Annotated in this window: 25 protein-coding genes and 1 riboswitch; of the genes, 14 read left to right on the top strand and 11 right to left on the bottom strand. The window is 46.2% G+C overall.

Features of this window, described 5'->3' with window-relative positions; genetic code table 11:
• Nucleotides 1–64: 64 nt before the first annotated feature.
• Nucleotides 65–1,003 carry an AEC family transporter gene (locus CSH92_RS03500; protein ID WP_100656198.1) on the bottom strand — a complete coding sequence of 313 codons (939 nt, stop codon included), beginning with the start codon at nt 1,001–1,003 and terminating at the stop codon, nt 65–67.
• Nucleotides 1,004–1,153: 150 nt separating this feature from the next.
• On the opposite strand from CSH92_RS03500, the gene CSH92_RS03495 reads away from it, so the two are divergent.
• Entirely contained in the window at nt 1,154–2,719 is a 1,566-nt protein-coding gene (locus tag CSH92_RS03495) for a SulP family inorganic anion transporter (protein ID WP_100656197.1), read from the top strand.
• Nucleotide 2,720: 1 nt separating this feature from the next.
• Here CSH92_RS03495 and CSH92_RS03490 read toward each other — a convergent pair whose 3' ends face one another.
• Nucleotides 2,721–3,449, bottom strand: a complete 729-nt coding sequence (locus CSH92_RS03490; RefSeq protein WP_164084646.1) for a substrate-binding periplasmic protein — start codon at nt 3,447–3,449, stop codon at nt 2,721–2,723.
• A gap of 194 nt (nt 3,450–3,643) precedes the next feature.
• On the opposite strand from CSH92_RS03490, the gene CSH92_RS03485 reads away from it, so the two are divergent.
• The 3 genes from CSH92_RS03485 to arsB are packed head-to-tail and all read left to right on the top strand — an operon-like array spanning nt 3,644 to nt 5,501.
• Complete coding sequence (locus tag CSH92_RS03485) at nt 3,644–3,976, top strand: metalloregulator ArsR/SmtB family transcription factor (RefSeq protein WP_100656195.1); 333 nt, start codon at nt 3,644–3,646, stop codon at nt 3,974–3,976.
• Nucleotides 3,977–3,990: 14 nt separating this feature from the next.
• Nucleotides 3,991–4,470 carry an arsenate reductase ArsC gene (locus tag CSH92_RS03480; protein WP_100656194.1) on the top strand — a complete coding sequence of 160 codons (480 nt, stop codon included), beginning with the start codon at nt 3,991–3,993 and terminating at the stop codon, nt 4,468–4,470.
• 11 nt (nt 4,471–4,481) lie between these two features.
• The gene (gene arsB / locus CSH92_RS03475) at nt 4,482–5,501 is read left to right on the top strand and encodes an ACR3 family arsenite efflux transporter (protein WP_100656193.1); all 1,020 of its coding nucleotides are present in this window, start codon (nt 4,482–4,484) and stop codon (nt 5,499–5,501) included.
• Nucleotides 5,502–5,551: 50 nt separating this feature from the next.
• Here arsB and CSH92_RS03470 read toward each other — a convergent pair whose 3' ends face one another.
• The 3 genes from CSH92_RS03470 to CSH92_RS03460 all read right to left on the bottom strand — a co-directional run bounded on the left by CSH92_RS03470 (nt 5,552) and on the right by CSH92_RS03460 (nt 9,093).
• Nucleotides 5,552–6,175 carry a thiol:disulfide interchange protein DsbA/DsbL gene (locus CSH92_RS03470; RefSeq protein ID WP_100656192.1) on the bottom strand — a complete coding sequence of 208 codons (624 nt, stop codon included), beginning with the start codon at nt 6,173–6,175 and terminating at the stop codon, nt 5,552–5,554.
• Between the two features lie 114 nt (nt 6,176–6,289).
• Entirely contained in the window at nt 6,290–8,209 is a 1,920-nt protein-coding gene (locus CSH92_RS03465) for a TonB-dependent receptor plug domain-containing protein (protein WP_100656191.1), read from the bottom strand.
• 60 nt (nt 8,210–8,269) lie between these two features.
• Nucleotides 8,270–8,513: riboswitch (cobalamin riboswitch) on the bottom strand.
• Nucleotides 8,514–8,565: 52 nt separating this feature from the next.
• The gene (locus CSH92_RS03460; RefSeq protein WP_100656190.1) at nt 8,566–9,093 is read right to left on the bottom strand and encodes a winged helix-turn-helix transcriptional regulator; all 528 of its coding nucleotides are present in this window, start codon (nt 9,091–9,093) and stop codon (nt 8,566–8,568) included.
• 109 nt (nt 9,094–9,202) lie between these two features.
• Here CSH92_RS03460 and CSH92_RS03455 point away from each other — a divergent pair, with 109 nt between their 5' ends.
• The 3 genes from CSH92_RS03455 (at nt 9,203) to CSH92_RS03440 (ending at nt 12,175) form a co-directional block, all read left to right on the top strand.
• A complete protein-coding gene (locus CSH92_RS03455; RefSeq protein ID WP_100656189.1) occupies nt 9,203–9,586 on the top strand; it encodes a hypothetical protein in 384 nt (127 codons plus the stop codon).
• A gap of 486 nt (nt 9,587–10,072) precedes the next feature.
• Entirely contained in the window at nt 10,073–10,597 is a 525-nt protein-coding gene (locus CSH92_RS03450) for a hypothetical protein (protein WP_100656188.1), read from the top strand.
• A gap of 537 nt (nt 10,598–11,134) precedes the next feature.
• The gene (locus CSH92_RS03440) at nt 11,135–12,175 is read left to right on the top strand and encodes a YaaC family protein (RefSeq protein ID WP_100656186.1); all 1,041 of its coding nucleotides are present in this window, start codon (nt 11,135–11,137) and stop codon (nt 12,173–12,175) included.
• Nucleotides 12,176–12,468: 293 nt separating this feature from the next.
• Here the strand turns inward: CSH92_RS03440 and CSH92_RS03435 are convergent, their stop codons facing one another.
• Genes CSH92_RS03435 through ccoG form a run of 3 tightly spaced genes read right to left on the bottom strand, consistent with a single transcriptional unit; the run spans nt 12,469 to nt 15,598 of the window.
• A complete protein-coding gene (locus CSH92_RS03435; protein ID WP_240612716.1) occupies nt 12,469–13,140 on the bottom strand; it encodes a tRNA-uridine aminocarboxypropyltransferase in 672 nt (223 codons plus the stop codon).
• A 5-nt stretch (nt 13,141–13,145) separates the two neighbouring features.
• The gene (locus CSH92_RS03430; RefSeq protein ID WP_276307852.1) at nt 13,146–14,168 is read right to left on the bottom strand and encodes a serine/threonine protein kinase; all 1,023 of its coding nucleotides are present in this window, start codon (nt 14,166–14,168) and stop codon (nt 13,146–13,148) included.
• Nucleotides 14,165–15,598, bottom strand: a complete 1,434-nt coding sequence (ccoG, locus tag CSH92_RS03425) for a cytochrome c oxidase accessory protein CcoG (protein WP_100656185.1) — start codon at nt 15,596–15,598, stop codon at nt 14,165–14,167. Before ccoG ends, CSH92_RS03430 begins: the two co-directional genes overlap by 4 nt.
• 222 nt (nt 15,599–15,820) lie before the next feature.
• Between ccoG and CSH92_RS03420 the strand changes: the two genes are divergently transcribed.
• The 3 genes from CSH92_RS03420 to CSH92_RS03410 all read left to right on the top strand — a co-directional run bounded on the left by CSH92_RS03420 (nt 15,821) and on the right by CSH92_RS03410 (nt 17,534).
• Entirely contained in the window at nt 15,821–16,192 is a 372-nt protein-coding gene (locus tag CSH92_RS03420) for a hypothetical protein (protein WP_100656184.1), read from the top strand.
• Nucleotides 16,193–16,324: 132 nt separating this feature from the next.
• Nucleotides 16,325–16,864 (top strand): DUF3016 domain-containing protein, encoded by a 540-nt coding sequence (locus tag CSH92_RS03415; protein WP_100656183.1) that lies wholly within the window; start codon nt 16,325–16,327, stop codon nt 16,862–16,864.
• A gap of 16 nt (nt 16,865–16,880) precedes the next feature.
• Nucleotides 16,881–17,534, top strand: a complete 654-nt coding sequence (locus CSH92_RS03410) for a hypothetical protein (protein WP_100656182.1) — start codon at nt 16,881–16,883, stop codon at nt 17,532–17,534.
• 48 nt (nt 17,535–17,582) lie between these two features.
• Here CSH92_RS03410 and CSH92_RS03405 read toward each other — a convergent pair whose 3' ends face one another.
• Nucleotides 17,583–19,343 carry an acyl-CoA dehydrogenase family protein gene (locus tag CSH92_RS03405; RefSeq protein WP_100656181.1) on the bottom strand — a complete coding sequence of 587 codons (1,761 nt, stop codon included), beginning with the start codon at nt 19,341–19,343 and terminating at the stop codon, nt 17,583–17,585.
• Nucleotides 19,344–19,429: 86 nt separating this feature from the next.
• Complete coding sequence (locus CSH92_RS03400; protein ID WP_164084645.1) at nt 19,430–19,960, bottom strand: NUDIX hydrolase; 531 nt, start codon at nt 19,958–19,960, stop codon at nt 19,430–19,432.
• A gap of 112 nt (nt 19,961–20,072) precedes the next feature.
• On the opposite strand from CSH92_RS03400, the gene CSH92_RS03395 reads away from it, so the two are divergent.
• Genes CSH92_RS03395 through CSH92_RS03380 form a run of 4 tightly spaced genes read left to right on the top strand, consistent with a single transcriptional unit; the run spans nt 20,073 to nt 25,655 of the window.
• Nucleotides 20,073–21,149: an efflux RND transporter periplasmic adaptor subunit gene (locus CSH92_RS03395; protein ID WP_100656179.1), complete on the top strand. Its 1,077-nt coding sequence runs from the start codon at nt 20,073–20,075 to the stop codon at nt 21,147–21,149.
• 10 nt (nt 21,150–21,159) lie between these two features.
• Nucleotides 21,160–24,282, top strand: a complete 3,123-nt coding sequence (locus tag CSH92_RS03390; protein WP_100656178.1) for an efflux RND transporter permease subunit — start codon at nt 21,160–21,162, stop codon at nt 24,280–24,282.
• Nucleotides 24,275–24,985: an HAD-IB family phosphatase gene (locus CSH92_RS03385; RefSeq protein WP_100656177.1), complete on the top strand. Its 711-nt coding sequence runs from the start codon at nt 24,275–24,277 to the stop codon at nt 24,983–24,985. Before CSH92_RS03390 ends, CSH92_RS03385 begins: the two co-directional genes overlap by 8 nt.
• 40 nt (nt 24,986–25,025) lie before the next feature.
• Complete coding sequence (locus tag CSH92_RS03380) at nt 25,026–25,655, top strand: mechanosensitive ion channel domain-containing protein (RefSeq protein WP_100656176.1); 630 nt, start codon at nt 25,026–25,028, stop codon at nt 25,653–25,655.
• Between the two features lie 3 nt (nt 25,656–25,658).
• Here the strand turns inward: CSH92_RS03380 and CSH92_RS17150 are convergent, their stop codons facing one another.
• Nucleotides 25,659–26,249, bottom strand: coding sequence for a hypothetical protein (locus CSH92_RS17150; RefSeq protein ID WP_205662118.1), 591 nt, complete (start codon nt 26,247–26,249; stop codon nt 25,659–25,661).
• Nucleotides 26,250–26,320 lie beyond the last annotated feature (71 nt).

The raw sequence follows: 26,320 nt of genomic DNA, 5'->3' as shown, positions 1-26,320 counted from the left end.
CGTTGTCATAACAGCAAGCTAGCAAAATATTCTCGACCTCTTGAGTTACGCAGACGGAAGGTTCTTAGGTAGCGGACAGTACCCATTGATAGCCTAACAAGGTTGTCGGGATCGAAATCACTGTGGTAAGCGCGACGATATTCGCTGCAAGATCAGCATTGCCGCCCATTTGCTTGACCATGATAAAACTCACAGCAGCGGTTGGAGCCGCTGACATAAATAAAACAGTGAGTAATTCTGTTTCCTCAAGGTTTAAATGTAAGCCCAATAAAATCATGATTGCAGGATAAAGTATGCACTTACTTACAACAGTGAAAGCTAACGCAGGAATTTGGCCACGCATATCCCGAAAGCGAATGGAAGCACCAGTACAAATCAACGCCAATGGCAGTGTTAGTTGGGCCAGATAACCGACACTTGCTGTTACTAACTTAGGCATATCAATCTGAAAGTAGCTCACCAAAAGTGCAGCGAGAATAGCCAGCATAATCGGATTTCGACTCAGGGTGTTTAGGGTTTGCCAAGCGGAAATACGCGTCGGTAAATACATGCTCAGTACCCATACTGACAAAGTATTAAACAGAACTATTAACGCGCCCATGTACACGGATGCTTGGGCAAAATCAGCAGGGTTAAAGGTTTTTGCTGCGAACGCTAAGCCGATCACGCCAAGATTCGCACGGAAACAGCCCTGAACGATAACACCGCGATCTTCGCGACAGGAAAACGTCCGTTGTACGATAACTAGACTCAGTACAAAAAATCCCAGGGTTGCGCTTACGCCAAGAGTGATCAATTCGCTATTGGCGGCCTGTTGAAAGTCTGCCTGACTAATAGATAAGAACAGCAGCGCTGGTAAGGCGATGTTAAAAACCAAGCTTGAGCCATTGGCCACAAACTCTGGCGAAATAAATGCCCTCTGCATCAGCCATTTACCTAAGGCAAGCAGCAAGACAACCGGACCCATAACATAAATACTGAAACTTAATAGTTCGCCAGACATAATCGAGAAGTAGCTACCAAACAAACCTGACTATATCAGTAAAATGGGCTATACGAGTATCATTAACAAACTGTTAAAAGATTTCCCGGCTTAATCCTGTTAGGATCGCCGGCTAAATTTTAAGCATTCAATTTATGGTGGATAAACAGTATGTTTGACCTGATCACCAAACAACAAGGCAATATCAAAAATGATGTATTGTCGGGAATAACCGTTGCCTTGGCATTGGTTCCTGAGGCCGTGGCTTTTGCGTTTGTAGCAGGGGTTGAGCCAATGGTAGGTCTGTACGCAGCGTTTATGATGGGGCTCATCACTAGCGCAATTGGTGGCCGTCCGGGCATGATTTCAGGAGCGACAGGTGCAATGGCTGTGGTCATGGTGGCATTGGTGGCTCAACATGGAATTCAATACCTGTTTGCTGCAGTCATCTTGGCCGGTATTCTGCAAATTCTCGCCGGCGTATTTAAGCTAGGGAAGTTTATCCGTTTAGTGCCCTATCCGGTAATGTTAGGCTTTGTGAATGGCTTGGCCATCGTGATTTTTTTAGCTCAGATGGGGCAGTTTAAGATCCTTGGTACTGACGGTAACATGCAGTGGATGCAAGGCGAGATGCTATGGATCATGTTAGGACTGGTGGCACTCACTATGGCAATTATTTATATCTTGCCCAAGATCACCACAGCTATTCCTGCGTCCTTAGCAGCAATTATAACGGTAACTCTTATTGTGCACGGCATGGATTTAGATGCGCGCACGGTGATCGATTTTGTCCGTGACATGCTACCGGCCGAGCAAAAAGACAGCGCGACGCTAGCTGGCGAATTACCGAGTTTTGCCATACCTATGGTGCCGCTAACCCTTGATACTCTCTATATTATCTTACCTACTGCGGTTATTTTGGCGCTGGTCGGTTTGATTGAATCACTTCTTACCCTAACTCTCATCGATGAGATGACGGATACGCGTGGTCGCGGTAACCGTGAATGTGTTGGTCAGGGGGTTGCGAATACGGTCAATGGATTCTTTGGTGGTATGGGTGGTTGTGCCATGATCGGTCAAAGCATGATCAATATTAATTCAGGCGGTCGTGGTCGCTTATCGGGCATCACTGCGGCAGTTGTCTTGTTAGGCTTTATTTTGTTTGCCGCACCATTGATTGAAATGATCCCGCTAGCCGCATTGGTTGGCGTTATGTTTGTGGTGGTGATAGGAACCTTTGAGTGGGCATCTTTCCGCATTATACGCGGCGTTAACAAAGAAGACGCTTTTGTTTTATTTTTAGTTACCGCAGTCACCGTTATCGCTGACTTAGCCATTGCCGTTGTAGTTGGCGTGATTGTATCGGCATTGGTGTTTGCCTGGAAACACGCCACTCATATTGTGGCAAAAACCCATACTGATAAAGACGGCTGGAAAGTTTATGAATTAGAAGGCCCACTGTTTTTTGGTTCAGTGAGTTACTTTAAAGGTTTGTTCGATCCGCAAAATGATCCACAAGATGTGGTTATAGACTTCAACGATTCGCGAATTTGGGATTCGTCCGGAATCGATGCATTAGATGGTTTGGCCGACAAATATGAGCAAAATGGCAAGAAGTTACACATTCGGCATATCAGCCCTGAATGTCGAACTTTGCTCGTTAAAGCGAATAAATACGTAGAGATGAACGTGAACGAAGATCCTCGCTACAAGGTAGCTACCGATAAGTTGGGTTGATTTATTCGCCAAAAAAGCCGGCTTGATATTCAGGCCGCGCTTTGACCTTTTTGAACGCAGCAATTAAGCGGGCTAAGTCGGCAGGCTCAGAGCGACGATTAGCTGCTAAATAAACATCGACCGATAGTTCGGGCAACGCTAGGGCAACTTTCAGCTCATCACAACTATGTGAGTAGTGTTCAACCAAGTCGCAAATCAAATACTGATCGACGACAAATGAGTCGATCAGTCCCTTGTACAGTAAATCAATTAATTCAGGTAATGAGCTACGAATAACCAAGTTTTCGTCGGCGAATCCTTGCATACGTAAGTATTCGTGGGTGAAATCATGACGCATCGCGCCAATGACTGAAGATTTCGCCTCCGCAGGCGTGCGAATGGAGAATTGTTGGTTACTTGCCAATGCCATAAAACTTAAGTGGAAGCGCCCAAGTTTGCCAATCCATATCAGCTCATCTTCGCGCTCAGGTGTGCGAATGGTTGAATATAATAAGGTGTTCTCGCGCTGGATAGTCGTATTTAGCGCTCTTGCCCAGGGGTAAACTTTAAGCTCAGCATTCAGGTTGGCTTCCTTGACGACGGCTTTGACTAGTTTTGTGGTGATACCGCGTACTTCATTTTCAACCACATACTGTAAAGGCGGAGCGTCTTCAGTGACAACTAACCATTGCGATGACCATGCCCACAAGGGAACCAAATATAATAGCAACAACGGCAAAAAACGCGGCACAGCTAACCTCACACCAGTGACTACCATTCAAGTATAGTCAGCTTTTTTCCCCTCGGTAGGCTTGGGAAGCTTTTTCTTAATTTGAGAGAGTGCAACCGTTAGTCCTAAAGTAAGACATAAGAGCACTTTTTTCTTGTGTTCTATAAGCTTTTATATATGATTTTTCACATATATGAAAAATCGAATGTGTTTTGATGAAACCACTGCATTTATTCAAGGCATTATCTGAGCCTACACGCCTGTATTGCGTTCTCCTTATACGTGCTGTAGATGAAGCCTGCGTATGTGATTTGATGTCCGTACTTGACCTAGACCAACCCAAAATTTCACGGCATTTAGCTGAATTACGTCGTACGGGTTTAGTGATGGGTGTCCGGCGCGGCAAGTGGGTTTACTATCGTCTCGCACCCAGCTTGCCTGAATGGGTCGGGGCCATTCTTGCCCAAACAGTGACACAGGTCACTGCAGAAATTAAACCATTGATCCAACAGCTAGCACTGCAAAAAAGCAGTCAACGCATGTGCTAAGAGCGGAGTTTAAAATGAAAGTTTTATATATATGCACACACAATCGCTGTCGCAGTATTTTATCTGAAGCGATTACCAACCATATTAGCTCGGGCTCAGATTTGGACGCGCGTAGTGCCGGTAGTCAACCGGTGGGTGAAGTGCATCCATTAACACTAAAGTATTTGGATGAGGCTGGCATAGCGACCACTGGTTTGCACAGCCAGTCGTGGGATGATTTTGCTGATTATGCGCCAGATGTGGTTATCACTGTGTGTGATTCAGCAGCACAGGAGGTTTGCCCAGTTTGGTTTGGTAACGCATTGCAGTTGCATTGGGGACTTTCTGATCCCTCGAAAATTCAAGGTTCAGAAGATGATATAGCCACTGCTTTTCGTAACTGTATAGCAATCATCAAACAGCGCGTAGTGCAGCTTAAAGCGCTCGCTGAGCAAGGGCTAACGGGGCAAGTCTTGGCTGAGGCGCTTAGTCACTTCGGTGCCGTACAGAAATAGAGGTAAACTGCATGGGACTTTTTGAGCGCTATCTTTCACTGTGGGTCGGGATTGCAATTCTTATCGGAATTGGCCTTGGTAATACTTTACCCAACGTTTTTCAGCAGATTGCGACGCTGGAGGTGGCCCAAGTCAATCTAGTTGTCGCCGGCTTAATTTGGCTGATGATTTTTCCTATGATGGTGCAGGTGGATTTTTCTGCGTTACGTGAAGTGGGTAAGAAGCCTAAAGGTATAGTATTAACCTTGGTGATCAACTGGCTGATTAAGCCGTTTACTATGGCTTTGCTTGGGTGGTTGTTTTTTAAAGTTCTGTTTGCTGATTGGGTTGACGCGCAAACTGCCAGTGAGTATATCGCGGGCATGATATTGTTGGGGGTCGCACCCTGCACGGCGATGGTATTTGTGTGGAGTCAGCTCACCAAAGGCGACGCAAACTATACCCTCGTACAAGTCTCAATCAACGACATCATCATGATCTTTGCATTTGCCCCAATCGCAGGTTTGCTGCTAGGGATCAGTGATATTACCGTGCCGTGGAATACACTGTTGTTGTCAGTAGTATTGTACGTATTGATCCCTTTGGTGGCGGGTGCGATCACCCGTAAGTTGCTCGAAAAGAACGCTTCAGTTGGCAAGGTTGAGGCTTTTCTAGCCCTAATGAAACCTTGGTCAATCTTAGGCCTACTGGCAACCGTAGTATTGTTGTTTGGTTTCCAATCGCAAACTATTTTGCAACAACCACAAGCCATCGTTTTGATTGCGATCCCGTTGTTGTTACAGACCTATGGTATTTTTGCTCTGGCGTACTTTATGGCGAAGCGGTTCCGTTTACCGCACAATATCGCGGCGCCGGCCTGTATGATCGGTACATCCAATTTCTTCGAATTAGCAGTGGCTGTAGCAATTGGAATGTTTGGGCTGAATTCAGGCGCTGCCTTAGCAACTGTAGTAGGCGTGTTAGTGGAAGTGCCAGTAATGCTTTCGTTAGTCTGGTTTGCCAATCGGACGCGACATTATTTTGCAGAATAAAAAAAGCCGCTTCATTAAGCGGCTTTTTAAGTCTTAAGCTGAAACAAGGATTACTTTTGTTTGCTTAACCAAACAATCAAATCAACGATATCATCGGCTGTCATATCGCGGGTAAATGTCGCTTGATATTTACCGTTCACAATAAAGTTAGGCACACCGGTTACATACTCTCGGAACGCTTCGATTTGCTTGTTGTTCTTTTGCACCATGCTATTAACGCCGAAACTAGAAGCGAGTTTGTCGAATTCCGCAGCATCCACGCCATTCACTATGAAGATTTTGCGCAAGTCGTCGCGGCCAGCAATAGTGGCGCGTTGTTGATGAATGTAGTTAAAAATAGCGGCGTTTAACTTATCTTCCTGTTTAACTGCTCGCGCAATCATCATAGCGCGAGTTGCTTCTTCTTGGGTCTCTGGACCGGTGAAGCCCATAAAGTTCACGTGCACTTTATCAAACTTGGTGTCAGCCGGTAGTTTCGCTTTGATCTGATCGACTAAGGGTTCGAAGCGATAGCAGCCTGGGCACCAAAAAGAGAAAAATTCGGTCACTACTGGCTTGTCAGTCGCGGTTTCACTGATAACTCTGTAGTGCTTGCCTTCCTGCCATAATTCTTGTGCACACGCCTGCAGCGGTAAAACAGTGGCTAACAATAAGCCTAAAAACAACTTCTTCATGTTTAAGGGTTCCTTAGTAATTTTGCGCAATAGCCTAGCATAGCTGGATATCAGCGACTAGAGCGGATTCACCAGCCGCGCGATAGAATACGTATATCACGCGACTGAATGGGGTTAAAGTGAATACTGCAAGCTCACTCTGAACTGGCGGCCTTTGCCCACAAATCCAACTATATCTTCGTAGTCTTCATCGAACAGATTATGCGTGCTGAGCTGAATCGACGCTGAATCAGAGATTTCGTAACTAATATTGGTATTAACCAACCAATAAGCGGCAAGTGCTATTCGTTGCGAGGGCTGCGGAAATGGCGGGAAAAATTGATCAAAGCGTGACCCCGTGTAGTCAGCTTTAATAAATGCATTCCAGGCGGAGTTTGGTGGGCTGTATGCTAACGCTACAGAAGCAGTATGACGAGGCCGGCGGAGCTCTGTTAACTCCCACTCTACACCATCAGAAAGCACTCCTTCGTCACTGTCTACATAGGTGTAGTGTGAGCGCAGCGAGATACTGTTCCAATGGTGGGTAAGGCTCACTTCGGCGACAGTGCGGTTACTCTCAGCGATTTTATTTTGAGCTGTAAAGATGCCTTGCTCAGGTGCAAACACAAAACCGTTGATTTCATCGCTTAACCGACTTTCAGACCAACTCAAAGTCAGTTGATCGAGGTGCCATTGGCTGAGCCGAAGACCTACCTCGCTCGTCAATGCTTGCTCGGGCTCCAAGGCTGGATTACCCAGAAAACTGCCAGGGAAAAAGCCAAACCTTTCAGTGAACGTAGGATTTCTAATCGCTTTGCTATAGCTGGCATAAATGCTCAGATGTTCATTGAGTTGCCAATTCGGCCCGAAACGGTAGCTGGATTGGTCATTAAAGTCGCTGTTGTCGTCCCAACGTCCACTGGCGGTCAAGGTGATGTTGTCATTCAGTGCAGTACTGAAGTCAGCAAACACACTGCGCGTGTCAATCTGCTGCGTTTGGTTAGGATCATCGAAGGTGATCGGACCGACTTGCTCGAAGTCATCACGCACTTGCTCTAAGCCAGCGTTGATACTGGTATTATTGACCAAATTTAATGAGGCATAATAACGCACTCCCAGCTTATCCGCCTCGCTTGCACCTGCATCGATACCGCCAGTAAAGTTATGATTTTGATGATGACTGATTTGTCCTTCTACATGATGAGTCAATGCGCTTTTATGCGGACGGTACTGCCAGCTCAGCTTACCCGACCATTGTTTGCCATCGGTCCAATTATCGGCATCAGTGGGCAAGCCAGTATTCACAAAATCGACCCCATCATAATCATTCTTATATGCGGTGTAGCGCAGATTAAATGCTATATCATGCTCCTGAGTGGGATGCCATTGCAGGCCCAAAGAGGCATTCGAATTTCGGTAACCGTCAACTTCATTCCCCTGGCGAGATACATTTTCGCCGTCGGTCGTTAGGTGTGATCCGGAGAAATTCCAGTTTACGTCTGTACTCTGTCGAGTCAGAGATGCGCTCGCATGCCGCTGGCCATGATTACCCGCACTCACAGTCATTTGAGTCACGCTTTTGCGTTGCGATCGCGTGGAAATATTCAATACGCCAGCCACCGCACCGCTACCCCAAAGCGCACTTTGCGCGCCGGACAAGAGCTCTATGCGTGCGATGTTATCAGTGGTCAAGTGGGCAAAGTCAAACAATCCGCCCTGACTTTCGTCATTAACCACAACGCCATCAATCATTACCAAAAGGTGATTAGTTTCGGCACCGCGTAAGCGAACTTCAGTCAATCCGCCAATACTGCCAGAACGGCTGATGCTGATACCCGGCATGCCGCGCAATAAATCCACTAAAAATAACTCACCGGATTGTTGAATTGCGGTCTCATCCAAAACGTAGACACTGGCTGCCAGTTGAGAGATGGGAATTGCGTGTCGAGCGCCAACTATTGAAATATGCTCTAAATTATCATTGGCGAATAAAGCAAGGGACGTACATGTCCCTAGGACCAAGCTGACGCTGGCCTTAAACAACGTGTTTTTCATAAATTATTGAGTTCCTAATACACTCCACCCGAGTGCGCTGGGATAAAATCGGTCAACGGGTTGACCGGGCGACTTCAGGCCGGTATCCGGGCTCGTTATTCATGTGTTTACACATGTCAAAAGTCACCTTCCCATGCAATGCACAGTGGTTTGAAATTAGGCTCAGCAGCCATATTTTCTGACTTTCTGTCGCTAGCCGAGGCTTCGACAGTACTTACCGTTGCGGGGGCAGCATTGGTTTTGCACCAATTTCCCGTTTAACTCGCACGAAAACGTACGCAGCACCTGAGGCTCGAAGTGTAACGAAAATTACAATTGATCACAGAGCTTTTTTGTTCTGCTATATGCCAAATACTCTATTTCTTCATTGGGGAGGGAATTTTTTCATACATCAATTGATCCGCTTCGGATATCTCACCCCGTGCTTTTTTTGCGCTTAACCCAGGCCCGAGCTGCAAAGAGAAATCATTTAACTTCATTGGCTCGCCACAACAGGAACAACTTAGTTGAGGGCGAGTAACCTTTCCACACGCTTTGTGAATGTATTCTAGGGGATGGCCATCTGCATCCTGCATCCACTTATCTCCCCATTGACCTAGCGTGATAAGCACAGGGTAAAGATCGAGTCCTTTTTCAGTAAGGAGGTACTCATAACGATTATAGTTTTCATCGTACAAATGCTTGAACACAAGCTCCTCTTCAATTAGCCGGTTCAATCGGTCGGTTAAGCGGTGCTTCGTAATTCCCAACGATTTTTGTATCTCTGAAAAACGCCTAAGACCAAAAAACATCTGACGAATGATTAATAAAGTCCAGCGGTCACCGAATACCGAAGAGGCCTTCGCGATTGAGCAAGTTTGAGTATTGATATCTTCCCAACGCATGAAATATCCACTTTCACAAAATTAATTTTTTTGATTTTACTTGACAGGTTCCATTTTGCAACCATAATTAAGGTTCCAATATGAAACCCAATGGGTTAACGGAGTAAATATGAAATTATTCAAGTCGGTTATGTTTTTTTTAGTTCTCGGATTGGTAAGCGTTAATGCACAAGCTAATGCGAAACTGAGTCAGAGTGAACTCAAACAACAGGCGTCAGAAATATGTGTTGAGGCAACTAGTGAAGCTTATGGCAATGATGCGATTGTGTATGTTCGCAAGCGTGTAGATTGGGAACGCGATGCCAGTCGGCGACTTCACAATGACGGACTGACGGCGAGTGTTAGGTTGTTGTCTAGGAACCAAGATAATGGCTTATCTCGCGTTATTTGTAATGTCGATCAAAATCAACGCATAACGCTGAGTGCAGCAAAGATCAGTAAAGACACGAATCATGAGTTATTTGCTATCGCTGAAGATAACGCTAAACAGTGAAGTGGTCTCACCCAATACATAAAAAAAAGAGTTATGTGGAAAGAATGCTCTTAGTACGTCTATCAGTCCATCATCCTGACGAGAGTCAGGATGGTACGTTTGTCAGCCTGTCAGCCTGTCATCCTGACGAAAGTCAGGATCTGCTGTGTACGTATAGCTGACATTCATATATTTCTAAAATAGCTGTTATTTAATCCCGAATTGAAGGTAACCGGTTAAATGCTTTTAAATGTCTGCTTAGGGATACAAAGCAGAAATAATTCTATTCTGACTTTTTCAAACATGTGTTTGCTCCCATATTCAGGAAAACGACCCAATCGCGCGTTTTTGTCCGCAATGAAATCCGCGGAATTGTTATTTATCCGTTGTATTCTTTGACTTTCAGGAACTTGGTAATCGTGGCACTATGGATAAAAACGAGCACAAGCACGGTAGAAAAACGACCCAATGGGTCGATATTAAATTGTCATGTCCAAGGAGGAGCAGATGGCATTTCGGGAAATAAGGTTTAATTTCAAAGACGTCACAGACCAAGCTAGAAGCAAAGAGCTCAATGTAGAGGTTGGTGGACCTTTTGGGTGGGTGTTAGATGGCGTCATGAGAGGTAGTTTTAAACTGTATTCTGGGTCAGAAGTTAAAGGATTGAATATAGTCAATTTGATCTGTCACTCTGAGGCTTCCGCAAATGAGATTAAGAAAACATCTCCAGTGTGGCAGCCGAATGTATGGGAGACTGGGATAAATACCTACGACTGCAGAATAGTAAAAGACTTCAGTATTTTCTCTGGATCTAGGCCAGACAAAATCAAATTGGCAATTGAGATATTTTTAGAAATGGCAAAAGTTTCTGAACTACCCCAAATGGTGACACTTGTAGAACAAATGAATCTAAAGGTCAGTGATGCACTAGTTAAAAAAGCGATAATTGAGGCAGATAAAGCATGGAAGGAAGTTCTTGAAAATGCTTGGAAATATGAAAAGTTGCTCGCTGACGCAAAGAAGTGGACATAACAAGCCACTCAAGGCTCTCGCTTCGCTCGCTGGGACGCTAACACATGGGCTGCGTCACTTCGTTCCTAATTTTAGCCCATGTGTTATCGCCCCTTAGTGGGAAGTTAGCTGCCAAAGGGAAATTGAATGTACGGCTCATGGATTACTGTTCTTCTATTTACTGTCGGTTGCGTTGTTGGCTTACTGGCTGTTTTGAAGTACAAGAAGGTTTATTATTCACTGTATGTAGCCCATAAGAAGAAAAACCCAAATAAAGCGAAAATCTTCAAGGAGCTACTACTCAATAGTACTATTGAAACCTTATTTTTCGTTTTAATCGTTGTATTCGTAATTGTTGCTTTAGTTTATAAACCTGAGGTGTCTTTTGTTGGTTATTAAATGGGTTCCTAGGAAGTCTTGCGCTCTGACAGCTAACAATCGCATTAAAACTCGCTACGCTCGCGCTGCGCGCAATTTTAGCCCACAGCTATCTGCCCTTTATGCGTGGCGTTATGCACCTTAGATAGATTGAGACATACGGGAAGTCCAAGTATACAAATGAATAATGAAACCTGGCAGCAGCTACTTTCTTTAGAGAGCCGAGATTTAACTCAGCAATGGTTTAATTCTATCCATGGCCGAGAGCTAAATGCTCGAAGGGCAAAAGAAATAAACTCAGCGGCAAAACAAGCTAGGGAATATTTTAGAAACGCCGCACATGCTAATTACGCTGTTAAACCATTACTTACTTTCTATGGTGTTGCCTCGTTGAGCCGAGCGCTCCTATTACTCATGAAGAAAAATGGAGGCGAGGAAGGGTTAACCGGTAGCCATGGGCTTGAAACGGTGGGCTGGGGTGACATCCTTTCTGGTGAAATCAGCACCGGATTACGGAGCCTTAGAAATCTAAAAATACGTACAACCTCCGGTCTCTTTAATGACTTTATAACTCACACTAACAACCGTATATCTTTGCACGTAAACTCATCTGCTGTCGATTGGCGCCTTGACTATGTCAAACCGGCGACGGGGGATGAATTTACTGTGGATGATTTATTTTCTCGGATACCAGACCTACAGAAGGACTATTCAAATATTTCTCAAGTGAAGAAATATTCATCAATAAACCAGATGAAATACACTGAGGAGGTCGGATTTTCTGCAAAAATTAGCGCGGCTAATTTCTCGCATTTTAGTGAGACATACGAAAAATTAGGGTACAGAAGCACTATTGAAGGAGATTGGGTCACGCTAACTTGTGAAAGTAAAACATTTAAGAACAACCTCCCAATGTTTATTCATACCTACATAGGAAAAACATTCGGAACAATCCCCTCATTACACCTAACTGAACCCTTCCCTTCTGGGGCAAGATATTCTCAGTTATGTCTCACATACATGGTCTCTTATTTTTTGGGTATGTTTGTTAGGTATTACCCTACCTACTGGATGAGCCTTAGCCAAGGTGATAAGGGTGACTCTATGTGGCCCACTATAAATAGAGCGCAACAATTAGTAGAGCATAGCTTCCCTGAGTTGGTCATTGAGTTAATCTACGACATCTTAGATGTTAAAAAAGCAGAATCAGGCAATGGTTAACGTGGCAAAATGCATAACAAACGACTATGGTGAGAATTTCCTCATTTCCTCTCTAAACCGAACAAGGATTGAACGTCCGCTTTCCAAATAAAGTGATCATTCATATCTTTAGCGAACAAGGTCTCTTACCTGCAATTATCCAATATTAAAATCCTAAAATCTGAACGACCGGTAATTGTATGAAGGAGATCCTCGATTTCTCGAGGATGACGGGTAGGAAGTTGTATTTAGAAGATCTGCGTTTTTGCGAGGATGACCGCTTTTTCATTGTTTAAAAAACATTTAAACCTGTTTCATAGCATAGTCTGATTCATTTTCCCTTTTAGGTAACGCGTCCTGAAATGATTAAAATAAGTTTCAAGACTATCTGCTGACTGGAGCTCTCCGGCCAAACGCAAAACCTCAACTCCAACTTCGGCTGTACAGAGTTGATGTTGGTGCACTGCCTCTCGCAGAATATAATTTGAGGATTTCTCGGGGGTAATACCGAGTACCGGAAAATCATTTAAATAGGGGCTTTTCGCCATCATTTTTTTCGCTTCCCGCCATGTACCGTCCAGCATAATAAAGAGTGGAATGCGGTTTTTCTGCTCAGGGATCTGTGAGATGCGGCGCTTCTCATCCACATCCTGTTGCGGAAAAATCACGATAGGTTGGTAGCGAGCGTTGTTCAACAATTCCAGCAAGGCTTGATCAGGTTGGGTTCGATTCCAAACAAAGGCAAAATTTTCCTGCGCCACATCAGCAATAAGACGGCCTGTGTTAGTCGGCTTATAGTATTCTCCGCGATACATTAAAAACAAAAACGCGCTTTTTGCCGTTGACTGTGGTTTCGCATCACAGATGCAAGCGCTTTTAGGCAATAGGCAATCGTCACAACGCATGATCTTTGAACCACGAGCAAGAAATGGGCGCTGTGCAGTAAGCATCTCGCGTTTGCGTAGGGCCATCACTGAGTTTTGCATAGTAGCTAAAACCCGCTCATCAACTTAAGCGGCGATTCATCCAGTGCGGCTAGTTGTTCTTTAAGACTCAGGATCTGTTGCTCCCAATACTTTTCACTGGCAAACCAGGGGAAGGCTTTAGGAAAAGCCGCATCGCCCCAACGTTTGGCGAGCCAAGCCATATAGTGCACCATGCGCATGGCGCGCAGTACTTCGACTTGGTCGAGCTGCTCGGTCGCAAAGGAATGAAATTCCTCATAAGCTTCCACGAGCACTTCCAGTTGCAATTGTTGTTGCATGCGGTCGCCTGATAACATCATCCACAGATCTTGGACTGCGGGCCCCATGCGACAGTCATCTAGATCCAAAATACTCGGCCCATCACGCCATAAAATATTGCTGGGATGGCAGTCGCCATGCAAGCGAATAAAATTTTGCGCACGAAAACGTGCACCGGCAGCCTGCACCACCTGTTCTAGGATTGTGAAAAAAGGGGTTTCTAGTGCTGCGGGAATAAACTCACTGTGTTGTAACTGCTGAGTTGGCAGGGTTAAGTATTGCTCTACGCTAAACTCAGGGCGATGCTGAAATGGTTTGGCTTTGCCTACCCCATGGATGCGGCCAAGATAGCGCCCCACCTGTTCTAGCTGGTCTAAATTATCCACTTCGAATTGCCGTCCACCAACCGAAGGGAAAAGACTAAAGCGATATCCTTGAAAGTGATGCAGTGAGTCGCCGTTAAGCGCTACGGGCGCAACAACTGGGATTTCAGCATCCATCAACTCGGTGGCGAAACTGTGTTCTTCTAAAATTTGTTCGTCAGTCCAGCGCTCAGGGCGGTAAAATTTAACTACCCAACGGGTACGGCTCTCGTCGATAAATTGATAAACACGGTTCTCATAGCTATTTAGTGCGAGTAAACCCGATTCTGCGAACACGCCGATGCTCTCTAGCGCATTGAGGATCAGATCAGGGGTCAGGTCAGAAAACTGAAAGCCAGCACTAGAAGCGCTGGCTTTGCTAGAGGTGGAATTTGAAATAGCGGTCACCGATATAAAAACTTACTGGGCTCTTCAACTTCGATTAGATTACCCTTTGCATCTTGCGTTTGTACATAAAAATCAATGTCAGTTACGCGACCATCCAGGTTTTCTGGTGCGGTAGCGATTGAAATGGGTAAGCTAAACACTTCGCCACCGCTAACATTCACCACTTGCTCCCCAAGATATTCGTACTCTGCCAAGCCTTTTACCGCAATCGTGTAAACGCGGTCTTCTTGCGATTTATTAAGAATCTTTAAGGTATAAACATTTTCAATTAAGCCTGCGTTATTTTCGCGATAGAGTGAATTTCGATCTCGAATGATGTCAACTTCAACGGATGAGCGCGTCAACATTTCGAAGGCTAACAATCCCGTCATTACTACCAACACAATGGCGTAACCAATCAGTTTAGGCCTAACAATATTCGTGGTGCCGCCTTTAAGTTCATGTTCAGAGGTGAAACTGATAAGTCCTTTAGGATAATCCATTTTCTCCATGACCCCGTTACATGCGTCTACACAGGCGCCACAGTTGATACATTCGTACTGCAGGCCGTTACGGATATCGATTCCTGTTGGGCAGACCTGTACACAGAGGTTACAGTCAATACAGTCACCTAAGCCTTTGTCAGCAAGCTCACTATGGGGCAGTTTACGCGGCCTTGGTCCACGCTGCTCACCGCGAGTTGGATTGTACGCAACCGTAAATGTGTCTTTATCGAACATCGCCGACTGGAATCGTGCATACGGGCACATGTGGGTACACATAATTTCCCGCATCCAACCCGCATTGCCGTATGTGCAAACAGTGAAGAAGATCACCGAAAATGCCGCCCAAAAGCTGGTGCTAAAGGTGAAAAAGTCAACGAATAACCGGTCAATCGGCGTAAAGTAGCCAACAAAAGTCAGCGCGGTGAGTAAAGCCACAGCGACCCAGGCAGTGTGTTTCAAGGTTTTGCGCCAAAACTTATCAAAATCCATAGGGCGCTCATCTAACTTCATGCGTTTGTTGCGCGGTCCTTCGATCTTTTCTTCAAACCAAATGTAAATGAATGTCCAGGTAGTCTGCGGGCACATGAAGCCACACCAGACGCGACCGGCAAAAGTGGTCACAAAAAACAATGCGTAAGCAGAAACAATTAACAACCATGCAAGCAAAGTGAGATCTTGCGGCCACAGGGTTAAACTGAACAGAGTAAAGCGTTGCTCAGCAATGTCCAATAGCACCGCTTGGCTGCCGTTGTATTGTAGCCAAGGAATAATGGCAAAGATCCCTAGAAACACGAGACCAAAGAAACGGCGAATATTTTCAAAGGTACCTTCTACGGCGCGCACATAAATACGGCTGCGTGGCGAATAGTGTTCACCCTGATTGCTCTTTTTCGGCTTGTGGACTTTTACCGGTGTGACATCTTTAACCGGAATTTGACTGTTCATGGATTGCCCTTAATCGTAGTTTGCAGGCTACGCACTGGCGTACGGTATACAGACAAGTATACCTAATTGTGCGACTTAAAAGTTAACTTAGATCAATTTTTCTAAGTTATTCTCGCGATGCATCGGCGTTATTGTTTTGTATACCCGAGTATGAACAAATGGATTTTTTTATGGTCTTACACTGCGTATTGTGGCACCCATGAATAACCCATTGTGACTATTATGTTTAAGGCATTTATTGTATTCATTGAAGTCGTTTTGCTTGTAACGGTGTTACGTACTCCGTTCATGCAATATTGGCTGGGTGATATGCAAGACACCGCAACAGAATGGATGACAGTGATTGCTGAGATCCCTGACAAGCAAGAGATATCGCAGTTGTACGATAACATTCAGCCTGCGGTTGGCGGTATGACTGAAAAGCAACGGGAATACCTTGACGAAGTCATGCGCAATCGTCAGTCAGTCGAACACTTTCATCGTCAATACTGTGTGAATGGCGATATGAATCCTTTTATTTACGGCACCAGCTTACGAGTGGTTTGTCGTGAAATGACTCAATCTGCGCTGCTGTCTATGCAGCGCGCTAGCTAATCCGTCCTTCGCCGAGTCTTACTCTCAATTTTATTCAGGCTCAGTTCATATACTTTAACTAAACTTAATACTACGATAACTGTCTGACAGTTTGCGTGTATGCTTTTAAGTAAATCAGTTAGAGGGGCAATTATGAAATTTTCTCGTAAGCTAACTTTATTCTCGCTGGCATTTTTGCCTTTTGCCTTATGGGCAGGGGAACAACCTGTCAGTACAAAAGTATCAGTCGAATGGCAGTCGCCGGAAGATTATACTGATGTGCGGCCTGCGAATGAATCACGCAAGCGCTTCATGGACAATACTTTTCATCAATTCGAGCAACACTTTGTTAAGTTAGCAGAACGCTTGCCAGAAAACGCCACTTGGAAGATTACCGTGACTGATGTCGATTTAGCCGGCCAAGTCTGGCCAGCGTCATTTGTTGGTTTGGGGCAAGGTGGGCAAGATGTGCGTTTAATTAAAGATATCGATATTCCGCGCATGTCATTTTCCTATGAGTTGGCGTCCGAAGGCGAGCTGTTGCAGAAAGGCGAAGTAGAGCTAAAAGACATGGGCTTTTTACAGCGTTCAATCCGTGGGGCAAGTTCAACGGCGTTGCGTTATGAGAAGCGCATGTTAGATGAGTGGTTTGCTGATGAATTCGGCCAATATATAGCAACCGCTAAAAACTAGCTTCGGTGCCGCCGTAATGACCCTGCGGCACTGGGCCCTTGCAAGCGCACTGATCCCTGCGCTGACCGTGCACATTACTTGGGTAACCGCAGCGTCAACTCAGGCGTTGGAATGGTGTAACCCATATTGGTCGCACTGCCATTCGATCAGTGCGACCGGGCGTGAAGTTCCGCAATTTTATATCTTTAAACTGTTCATGCTGCCCGCGGCTGTGTGCATGGCCATGTATTGGCGTTCGTTAGCGGCTTGGTTGCAGTCGCAGGCTATGCCCCCACGCGGCATTTTTCTCATTCGTATACTTGGTTATAGTGCATGTCTGGCGCTTGGTATTTATACGTTGACCTTAGGGGCCATCGGCGAATCATGGCAAGTACCAAGGCGTATGGGGGTGGTCGGATACTTTGCTTTCACCGCGTTCGCACATTTGTGGGTGCTTCGGATAATTTCCAGCTCTGATCACGCAGAGTACATTAGGCAATCGGTTCGGCAACGTTTGTTTTGGATCACCACTGGACTATGGTGCTTGGGGATCATCAGTGCAATATTAGGCTTCACATGGTCAGGCTATAACAACTGGGATAATGCGTTTGAATGGTGGTTCGCTGCCTTGATGGTGAGTCAGTTTGTGTGCGTGGCATTTTTGCCGCGGTCGCAGGCAAAGGCAGGTTAAAATAAGAAAGAAGGCCCGAATAACATCGAGCCTTACCAATGAGCAGATTTATAAGTAATCGAACTCGCGATCGTCTACTGCGGTTAAGTCTTCTGCACCCGCCACTAAACTTGCTTTGTGCATATCTTTGCGCGGCAGCAAGCGCTTAATATAGAAATCACGGGTTTTAACCTTGCCTGCAGCCAGTGCTGCATTGTCGGTTTTGACGGCGGCGTCAGCCATGCTGTACCACAATACACCAAGCAATACATAAGCGGTGTAATTTAAATAATCACAGGCGCCACCAGCGACATCTTCAGGACTGTAAGCGAGGATCTGCTCGGACAGTTCGCGCCACTCAGTCAATAAAGCCTGCGCGCTGACGCGTGCACTGTCATCTTCAATCGCATCGGTCAATTTGATGAATTCCGCATGGGTTGCACGCATCATAACGCCACCGCTACGGGTTAGCTTACGCCCAATTAAATCAACCGCTTGGATACCGTTAGTACCTTCATACAGCTGAGCAATACGCGCATCGCGCATTAGTTGCTCCATGCCCCATTCGCGGACATAGCCATGCCCGCCATAGATCTGAATTCCCTGACTGGCAACTTCAAGACCGATGTCAGTCATAAAGCTCTTACAAACCGGGGTTAGGTATTGCAACACATGTTCTGCCTGCTGTTTAGCTTCGCCGTCTGAGTACTTTTCTACGTCCATGGTTTTTGCGTAGACTAATGATAAGGCTCGGCATCCTTCAGCAAATGCTTTTTGGGTTAAAAGCATGCGGCGCACATCAGGTTGATGAATGATAGCATCTGCCTTCTCATTGGGCTGTTGAGCACCTTGTGGGGCGCGCGATTGCATGCGATCACGGGCATACGCCAAAGCGCCTTGATACGAAGCTTCACAAACCCCAAGCCCTTGCAGCCCCACTTGGAAGCGTGCATCGTTCATCATGGTAAACATACATGCTAAACCTTGATTAGCCTCGCCGACCAACCAACCTTTGGCACCATCGTAATTCATTACGCACGTCGGACTGGCTTTGATTCCCATTTTTTTCTCGATACTACCCACGCTTACCGCATTGCGCTCACCGGGTTGACTGTTTTCATCAAGTAAAAACTTAGGTACAAGAAATAAACTGATCCCCTTCACTCCCGCAGGAGCATCCGGTAGACGGGCCAACACCAAATGAATGATATTGCTGCTCCAATCCTGATCGCCGCCGGTAATGAAAATCTTGTTGCCAGTGATTGCATAGCTACCGTCCGCCTGTGGCTCAGCTTTAGTGCTTAAGAGCGCTAAATCGGTGCCTGCTTGTGGTTCAGTAAGGTTCATTGTGCCGGTCCATTCGCCCGAGATTAGCTGAGGAAGGTACTGGGCTTTTAACTCATCAGTGGCGTGCTTGGTAACCGCTAATACTGCACTTTCGGTTAGCATAGTAGTCAAGCGCCAGCTTAAGTTAGCTGAATTAAGCATCTCATGCACAGGAACCGCAGCAGAGTATGGAAGGTCTTGGCCACCAAAGTCCGGATCACCGAGCATCGCATTCCAGCCATTTTCCACGTAATCTTGATAGGCTTTGGCAAATCCTGCGGGTGTTGAAACATTACCATCAACCAATTTACAGCCTTCTTCGTCACCTTCACGGTTGAGCGGAGCAACGACTTCTTCAGCGAACTTGGCCCCTTGATTAAGGACTTCCATGACCAACTCAGCGTCGTAATCGCTCGCGCCTATTGTTTGATAATGTGCATCAATCTGTAACCAGTCACGGAGTAGAAATTGAAAATCTGTGATTGGAGCTTTGTACTGCGGCATAGCCACCTCCGAATAAATTCAAACAAGCGTTTTAATTTTGCCATTATACGGCAAATTGGTCGGATTAGTACGCGTTTATTTAGCTTTTAGGATTTATTCTTTTGCTGTTGCTGGGCAACGACGAACGCATCTTTTATCTCCGTGACCTGCTCAAGAAAGCGCCACTCCCGCACCGGCAAACTATATGGGTCTTGCCATTTTACCGCTGAAACTTCAGTTTTTGACCAAAATGGCACCGGCAGACTTGTATATTTATCGGGCCCTAAACCGCTGTGTTCATCACATTGGAACAGAGCAAGGCCACTTTGAGTGGTCCCAAGATATTTCTCCACACTAACGTTTAGCCCTGTTTCCTCAAAGGTTTCGCGATGCGCCGCACAAGCGAGTGATTCATCTGCTCGCACACCGCCGGCAGGAATGTCCCATCGGCCGCTGAGTCGGTGTTTCACCAACAGTAACTGTTGCTGAGCGACAATAATGCATCCAGCCGCTTGGTTGACGGTGGTGGACGGCACCGTGACACTACTGCGACAGGCCGGAGGGTTTGGGGTAGGGTCGCTGCATCCCTGAACAAAAAGCAGCAATAAAAGCGGTAAACAACTAATTCTTGCGGACAAATGCAATCCTATTAAGCATAAAAGCAGTACAATACAGCAACCTAAAAAGTATGACTTTGCTTATCTTCGTAAGCACATCAATACTCTACTAATAAATAATATCAGGATCACTATGGCTCGTGCATTTCGTATTTCACCATTGCTAGTAGGTGCTATCTTGCTGGCAGGTTTTCTGGTTTACATCAATTGGCCGCAGCTTATGGGTTGGTTGGGTATGGCTGAAGCCCAACAACAGCAGCGTCGTGGCGGTGCCACCCCTGTTGTGGCTGAAACGGTTAGCATTCAACCATTCGCGATCGTGATTGAAGCTTTGGGCACAGCACAAGCGAATGAGTCCGTTGAGTTAACGGCGCAACAAGCAGAAGTCGTTACCTCTGTGGTGTTTGACGACGGAGATCAGGTCGAGGAAGGTGACTTAATTGTTGAATTGAACAACCGTGCAGAGAAAGCGCGTGTAAACGAATTAGAGATTAATCTTGCGGAAGCTAAGCGTCAGCTTAAACGCATTCAAGGGCTTGCTAAGGAGGGCGTGGCGTCGCAGCAGTTATTGGATGAACAACAAGCTCGCGTGGATGCTTTAGAAGCACAATTAGATGTGGCCAATGCGGCTCTCAGTGAGTTACGAGTGGTGGCGCCATTTAGCGGTAAGTTAGGGATCCGTCAGGTTAGTATAGGAGCGTTGGTGCGTCCCGGCGATGTGATAACCACGCTGGATGATATTAGCCGGGTTAAGGTTGATTTTAATGTTTCTGAAGCTTATTTGGCGTCCGTTGCTGAAGGACAAAAAGTAACCGCGACATCTGTAGCTTATCCTGAGCAAACTTTCGACGGCGAAATTTCAAGTATTGATGCGCGCCTTGACCCTGTCACTCGCTCCATTCAGGTACGCGCGATTATCGACAATATAGAAGGCTTGTTGCGCCCTGGTATGCTGTTACAGATTACTGTGCAACGCAAAATGTTAGAAGCAATTGTAGTTCCTGAAAAGGCATTAGTTCCCATTCAGGAAAAGCAATTTGTCTTTGTGGTAGAGGGTGACAAAGTGAAGTCAACCGAAGTAATGGTGGGCGAGCGCCGTCCTGGAATGGTGCAGATCCTCTCTGGTTTGCAACCGGGGCAACAAATTGTAACCGAAGGAACGCTGCGCTTGCGCGATGGTGCGGCGGTTAATGTGCTCAACGCCAAATAGGGGCTAATGTATGTGGATCTCAGATACTTCTGTAAAACGGCCGGTGTTTGCCTCGGTTGTAAACCTGCTGTTGATTGTATTTGGCCTGGTTGCTATCTCGTTGTTGTCACTGCGTGAATATCCGGATATTGATCCGCCGATTGTCTCTATATCAACCAATTATCCGGGTGCGTCAGCAAATATAGTGGAAACGCGGATTACGCAAATATTGGAAGATCGCATCAGCGGGATCGAGGGGATCAAGAACATTACCTCAACCAGCCGCAATGGACGCTCGAACATCAATATTGAATTTAAATTGAGCCGCGATATCGACGCTGCCAGTAATGACGTCCGAGAACGGGTAAGTCGAGCATTGAATAACTTACCCGATCAGGCCGACCCGCCCGAAGTTTCGAAGTCGAACTCGGACGAAAACGTCATCATTTGGTACAACTTACGTAGTACCAATTTAAACACTATGGAGCTTACGGATTACGCGCGCCGCTACATCGTTGATCGTTTGTCGATCGCGGAGGGCGTGGCTCGCGTGCAGGTGGGTGGTGGCCGCGACTATGCTATGAAAGTCTGGCTTGATCGTAATGCCATGGCAGCCCGTGGCGTCACAGTAGCCGATATTGAGCGGATTGTGCGTTCAGAAAACGTCGAATTACCGGCAGGTCAGGTAGAGTCAGCAGACCGTGATTTGGAAGTCCGCGTCGCACGGACGTTTTTAACGCCGGATGATTTTGCCAATTTAACCGTAGCTGTGGGTAATGATGGCTACTTGGTACGCTTAAAAGAGGTTGCACATGTTGAGCTAACCTCGGTGGATGATAAAACCGATTTTCGCGGTGATGGGGTTAACATGATTGGCCTGGGTATTGTGAAACAATCCAAAGCCAATACCCTTGAAGTGGCGCGTTCGGCCAGAGAGGCAATTCAGCGTATCGAGGACACGCTGCCGGAAAACATCTTTATTGTGCCAAGTTATGACTCTTCGCTGTTCATTGAAGAGTCGATCAACGAGGTTTATACCACCCTTGGTATCGCGATGTTTATGGTTATCGTGGTGATCTATGTGTTCTTGGGCAACGTTCGCGCGACACTAATCCCTGCGGTAACTGTGCCTGTGGCGCTGATTTCTGCCTTTACCGTGATGTATATCATGGGCTTCTCAATCAACCTGTTAACGTTATTGGCCTTAGTCTTGGCGATTGGTCTGGTGGTAGATGATGCCATCGTGGTACTAGAAAACATATATCGCCGAATTGAATTGGGCGAGCCACCGATATTGGCTGCGTATCGCGGCGCACGTGAGGTTGGCTTCGCGGTTATTGCTACAACGTTAGTATTAGTCAGTGTGTTTATGCCGTTGGTTTTCCTTGAGGGTAACATTGGCCGTCTATTTACTGAATTCGCCATTGCCATTGCAGCCGCGGTGGTATTCTCCAGTTTTACCGCGCTGACACTCTCCCCCATGATGGCATCAAAACTTTTGCAAAAGCGTGAGCGCAGTTCAGCCTTTGGGCGCTTTGTTGACCGCAATTTCAAAAAGCTGGAAAACAGTTATTTTGAAAGCTTAAGCAAAACCTTGCATCAACCGTTATTGATGACAATTTTGCTCGTATTTTCGGTCGTCGCGGTTTATCAACTCTACAAGTTAGTGCCGGAAGAGTTTGTCCCGCGCGAAGATCGCGGCAATTTCTTTATTCTTATGCAAGCACAAGAAGGGGCAAGTTATGAAAGTAATTCCGCCAACCTTGCCAAGATAGAAGAGATCTTACTGGAATACCGTGAAGCGGGAGAGGCGCAGCGAGTTTTGGTGCGTACACCCGGCTTTGGGGGCGGCGCAGGAATTGCGATAGTTGGTGCCGCCAATTGGGATGAGCGTAAACGCGATACCTTTGCGTTAATGAACGAAATCAGTGGGCGGTTAAGTCAAATTCCAGACGTTCGGGCATTTGCCATTATGCGCAGTTCGATAGCTGGGCGTGGATTTGGGCGTCCGGTACAGTTTGTGTTGCAAGGGAACACATACGAAGAACTGGTGGAATGGGCTGATACCGTAGTGGCGAAGGCGGCTGAAAATGAGAATCTAGTCCGTATTGATACGGATTATAAAGAGACCTCCCCACAGTTATTGGTGAACATTAATCGTGACCGTGCGGCTGACCTCGGTGTGTCTATATCGGATATTGGTCGAACATTGGAAACCATGCTCGGACAGCGCCGAGTATCGACGTTCCTCGACCGCGGTGAAGAATACGATGTGATTTTAGAGGGCGATGAAGATGACTTCCGCAGTCCCCGTAGCATCGATAACCTGTATGTGCGTTCGCAGCGCACAGGTCAGTTGATCCCAATGGACAATCTACTCACCTTCGAAGAACGAGCAACGTCGGCACAATTAAATCGCTATAACCGGATGCGGGCAATTACCATCAGCGCTAACCTTGCCGACGGTTATACCGTAGGTGAAGCGTTGGCTTATTTAGAGAACGTTGTCGCTACCGAGCTACCCGATTCGGTGTCGATCGACTACAAGGGTGAATCGCAGCTGTATCAAGAGTCGGGTAATTCGTTCATTTTCATTTTCGTACTAGCGCTAGCGGTGACCTATTTAGTGTTAGCTGCACAGTTTGAAAGCTGGATCCATCCGTGGGTGATCATGTTAACTGTGCCACTCGCCTTACTAGGTGCCTTTATTGGTTTATATGTCTCTGAATTGAGTATCAATATTTACAGCCAAATTGGCTTGGTGATGTTGATTGGGTTGGCAGCTAAGAACGGGATATTGATTGTAGAGTTTGCCAACCAGTTACGTGATGCTGGCGAAGAGTTTGAAATGGCACTGCGTAAGGCTGCTAGTTTACGTTTACGCCCGATAGTAATGACCGGCTTTACCACAGTGTTCAGTGCCTTACCGCTAGTTTTAGCGTCTGGTCCAGGGGCTGAAAGCCGGGAAGTGATAGGGATGGTTATTTTTGCGGGCGTTATTGTTGCGACATTTATGACCTTATACGTCGTTCCAACCGCTTATGCATGGTTTGCACGCAACACTACATCGCCATTGGAAAGAACGCAAAAAGTAGAACATTTACAGGAAGAAATTCCCTACGACAAAGGCAAAACTGAAGGAGCCAATGGCTAACCTCAAGCAAACAACAAAGCAACCGACGGTTGCTTTGTTTGATCTTGACTACACCTTGATATCGGCGGATTGCACGGCGCACTGGTTACGCTTCATGTTGACACGCTCATGGCGACGCAAGCTGTTGATAATCGCACTGCTACCTTTTATCCATTTAGCCAATAAATTAAATGTTAAGTTAGCAGTGCGGAATTCTCTTTATTTGTGGGCCGCAACGGTTGGGCTCGGGTACAACAAGACATTAAAGCTGCGCCGTAAGGCTGCTCGTTTTGTGATCGAACAAAAGCGAGTTAGCGTTTTTCCTCAGGGGCGACAAGCGTTAGAATGGCATCGTCAACAAGGGCATCAGATTATCGTGATAACCGGCGCACTTCGCTGGTTGGCGCGTGATATCTGCCGGGCTTTAGAAATAGAGTATGACGTTCTGCTGGGGTCGAGTGACAAGGCATATCTTGGTGGGCGTGTTAGTGACGTGTTCTGCTATCAGGAAAATAAGGTTGCATTGTTGCAAGGCGGGGGCTATCTAGCGGACGCGCAAGTCCGCTATGGCTATTCAGATAGCGCAGCAGATATCCCATTGCTACAAATATGTCAGCACCGCTTCTTGGTTAACCCTAAACCTAAGTGCTATGATCGGTTCAAATCAGTGTTCGGCGACTCTGCAATCACATTGTATTGGGCAACAGAGCGCACAATCATTTAAGTTTACAAACGTTAATTTGTCTGCGTTGGGAGCGCGCTTTATGTTTAATTCACCCTGGCTAAATCAGCTCACTCAATGGGTGACTGTTTATCAGTCGCATTTGATTTGGTCTGGTGTATTACTGATTGCTTACACTATTGTTACTCGATTGGCCTTGCCGTTAATTGAACGCAAAGTCATCAGCTCTAAACTTAAAAGTGAAGCAGCAAAAAAGGCTTACCATATCATTCGCTTGATCGTCGGCATTGTCACAGTATCGGCGCTACTTGTCGTTTGGGGTATCGACTTCAGTGGCTTGCTGCTCATCTCTACGTCATTGCTAACATTAACCGGTGTGGCGTTATTTGCGAGTTGGTCTTTATTGTCGAATGTCACCGGTTATTTTGTCTTGTTATTTCAACCGTCTTTTCGACGCGGGAACTACATTCGCATAATTGACGGCGACAATTATATCGAGGGTTACATTGCTGACGTCACGTTGTTTAGTGCAAAACTGATCACCGATGAGCGGGAAGTGATTGTTTATCCGAACAATCTGCTGCTGACGCGCCCTACGATCGTGAACCCGCGTAATCGCTTATCGTCGATTGGAAAAATTGGCCATGAGCCACTTCTGCAAGAGCGCACGCCGCCTGTTGTTGCACCGGTAGACAGCCACCTTGAAAAATAGGAGTTATTTAGCGGCAACCAATAGTTTTAGTAGCCAATAATTACATCCGATGATCAGGGTCCGGCCGAACCATAAACACATAGTTGCGAGTCCTTGGTCGTAGCCAATCAGGCCCGTCTCATTAAGAAGATAATGCCAATCGTGAAACCCGTAAGGTGAGGAATGACCAAAATTACCACCTAGAAGTGGTAAAACGCCTGCTCGCGCATCCGCCAAGTACGGTGCAATATCCAGAAAATTCAACCCAAACCACCAAGCACAAACCGCGGTAGCAAAGGTATCATGCCTATGCCGAAAGAACGCGTAGCAAAACACCAAAGGCAAAATGAGCTGTCCTAACGTGCCGCCCAAAGATCCCATAAATTGGCCAAAGAAACCAAAGAAAATATGTCCAGCCTCGTGAAATGGTAGAAATATTAAATGCACCCAACGGAAGTAATCTGATTGATATACCTGGCCGGTGTCTAGGCCAATAAAATGAATCGAAAGCAGGGCGATCACTCCAACTAACAACACATGCGGCCACCAATGCTGTGACACTTGTTGGTTGGGAGTTGTCAATTCTTGCCAAAAATCAGTCGGTTTAAATACCATACTTCTTCAACCATTGTTAAGCCACTCTGAATCATTCCAGCCTAATATCAAATTCTGTTGGAGCCGGTCTA

Origin of the sequence: Neoalteromonas flava (assembly GCF_002807685.1) — a bacterium.
In the GTDB taxonomy this organism is placed as follows: domain Bacteria; phylum Pseudomonadota; class Gammaproteobacteria; order Enterobacterales; family Alteromonadaceae; genus Alteromonas_E; species Alteromonas_E flava.
The sequence above is the reverse complement of the archived record's forward strand: the minus strand, read 5'-3'. Positions and strand labels throughout refer to the sequence as shown.

What these genes read in the sequence shown, in the direction of transcription:
- CSH92_RS03450 (WP_100656188.1), top strand. Translation starts at nt 10,073, where the DNA reads ATGGCATTTCGGGAAATAAGGTTTAATTTCAAAGACGTCACAGACCAA.
- CSH92_RS03465 (WP_100656191.1), bottom strand. Translation starts at nt 8,209, where the DNA reads ATGAAAAACACGTTGTTTAAGGCCAGCGTCAGCTTGGTCCTAGGGACA.
- CSH92_RS03440 (WP_100656186.1), top strand. Translation starts at nt 11,135, where the DNA reads ATGAATAATGAAACCTGGCAGCAGCTACTTTCTTTAGAGAGCCGAGAT.
- CSH92_RS03405 (WP_100656181.1), bottom strand. Translation starts at nt 19,343, where the DNA reads ATGCCGCAGTACAAAGCTCCAATCACAGATTTTCAATTTCTACTCCGT.
- CSH92_RS03495 (WP_100656197.1), top strand. Translation starts at nt 1,154, where the DNA reads ATGTTTGACCTGATCACCAAACAACAAGGCAATATCAAAAATGATGTA.
- CSH92_RS03410 (WP_100656182.1), top strand. Translation starts at nt 16,881, where the DNA reads ATGACCCTGCGGCACTGGGCCCTTGCAAGCGCACTGATCCCTGCGCTG.
- CSH92_RS03380 (WP_100656176.1), top strand. Translation starts at nt 25,026, where the DNA reads ATGTTTAATTCACCCTGGCTAAATCAGCTCACTCAATGGGTGACTGTT.
- arsB (WP_100656193.1), top strand. Translation starts at nt 4,482, where the DNA reads ATGGGACTTTTTGAGCGCTATCTTTCACTGTGGGTCGGGATTGCAATT.
- CSH92_RS03455 (WP_100656189.1), top strand. Translation starts at nt 9,203, where the DNA reads ATGAAATTATTCAAGTCGGTTATGTTTTTTTTAGTTCTCGGATTGGTA.
- CSH92_RS03390 (WP_100656178.1), top strand. Translation starts at nt 21,160, where the DNA reads ATGTGGATCTCAGATACTTCTGTAAAACGGCCGGTGTTTGCCTCGGTT.
- CSH92_RS03435 (WP_240612716.1), bottom strand. Translation starts at nt 13,140, where the DNA reads ATGCAAAACTCAGTGATGGCCCTACGCAAACGCGAGATGCTTACTGCA.
- ccoG (WP_100656185.1), bottom strand. Translation starts at nt 15,598, where the DNA reads ATGAACAGTCAAATTCCGGTTAAAGATGTCACACCGGTAAAAGTCCAC.
- CSH92_RS03415 (WP_100656183.1), top strand. Translation starts at nt 16,325, where the DNA reads ATGAAATTTTCTCGTAAGCTAACTTTATTCTCGCTGGCATTTTTGCCT.
- CSH92_RS03420 (WP_100656184.1), top strand. Translation starts at nt 15,821, where the DNA reads ATGTTTAAGGCATTTATTGTATTCATTGAAGTCGTTTTGCTTGTAACG.
- CSH92_RS03485 (WP_100656195.1), top strand. Translation starts at nt 3,644, where the DNA reads ATGAAACCACTGCATTTATTCAAGGCATTATCTGAGCCTACACGCCTG.
- CSH92_RS03395 (WP_100656179.1), top strand. Translation starts at nt 20,073, where the DNA reads ATGGCTCGTGCATTTCGTATTTCACCATTGCTAGTAGGTGCTATCTTG.
- CSH92_RS03460 (WP_100656190.1), bottom strand. Translation starts at nt 9,093, where the DNA reads ATGCGTTGGGAAGATATCAATACTCAAACTTGCTCAATCGCGAAGGCC.
- CSH92_RS17150 (WP_205662118.1), bottom strand. Translation starts at nt 26,249, where the DNA reads ATGGTATTTAAACCGACTGATTTTTGGCAAGAATTGACAACTCCCAAC.
- CSH92_RS03500 (WP_100656198.1), bottom strand. Translation starts at nt 1,003, where the DNA reads ATGTCTGGCGAACTATTAAGTTTCAGTATTTATGTTATGGGTCCGGTT.
- CSH92_RS03470 (WP_100656192.1), bottom strand. Translation starts at nt 6,175, where the DNA reads ATGAAGAAGTTGTTTTTAGGCTTATTGTTAGCCACTGTTTTACCGCTG.
- CSH92_RS03385 (WP_100656177.1), top strand. Translation starts at nt 24,275, where the DNA reads ATGGCTAACCTCAAGCAAACAACAAAGCAACCGACGGTTGCTTTGTTT.
- CSH92_RS03480 (WP_100656194.1), top strand. Translation starts at nt 3,991, where the DNA reads ATGAAAGTTTTATATATATGCACACACAATCGCTGTCGCAGTATTTTA.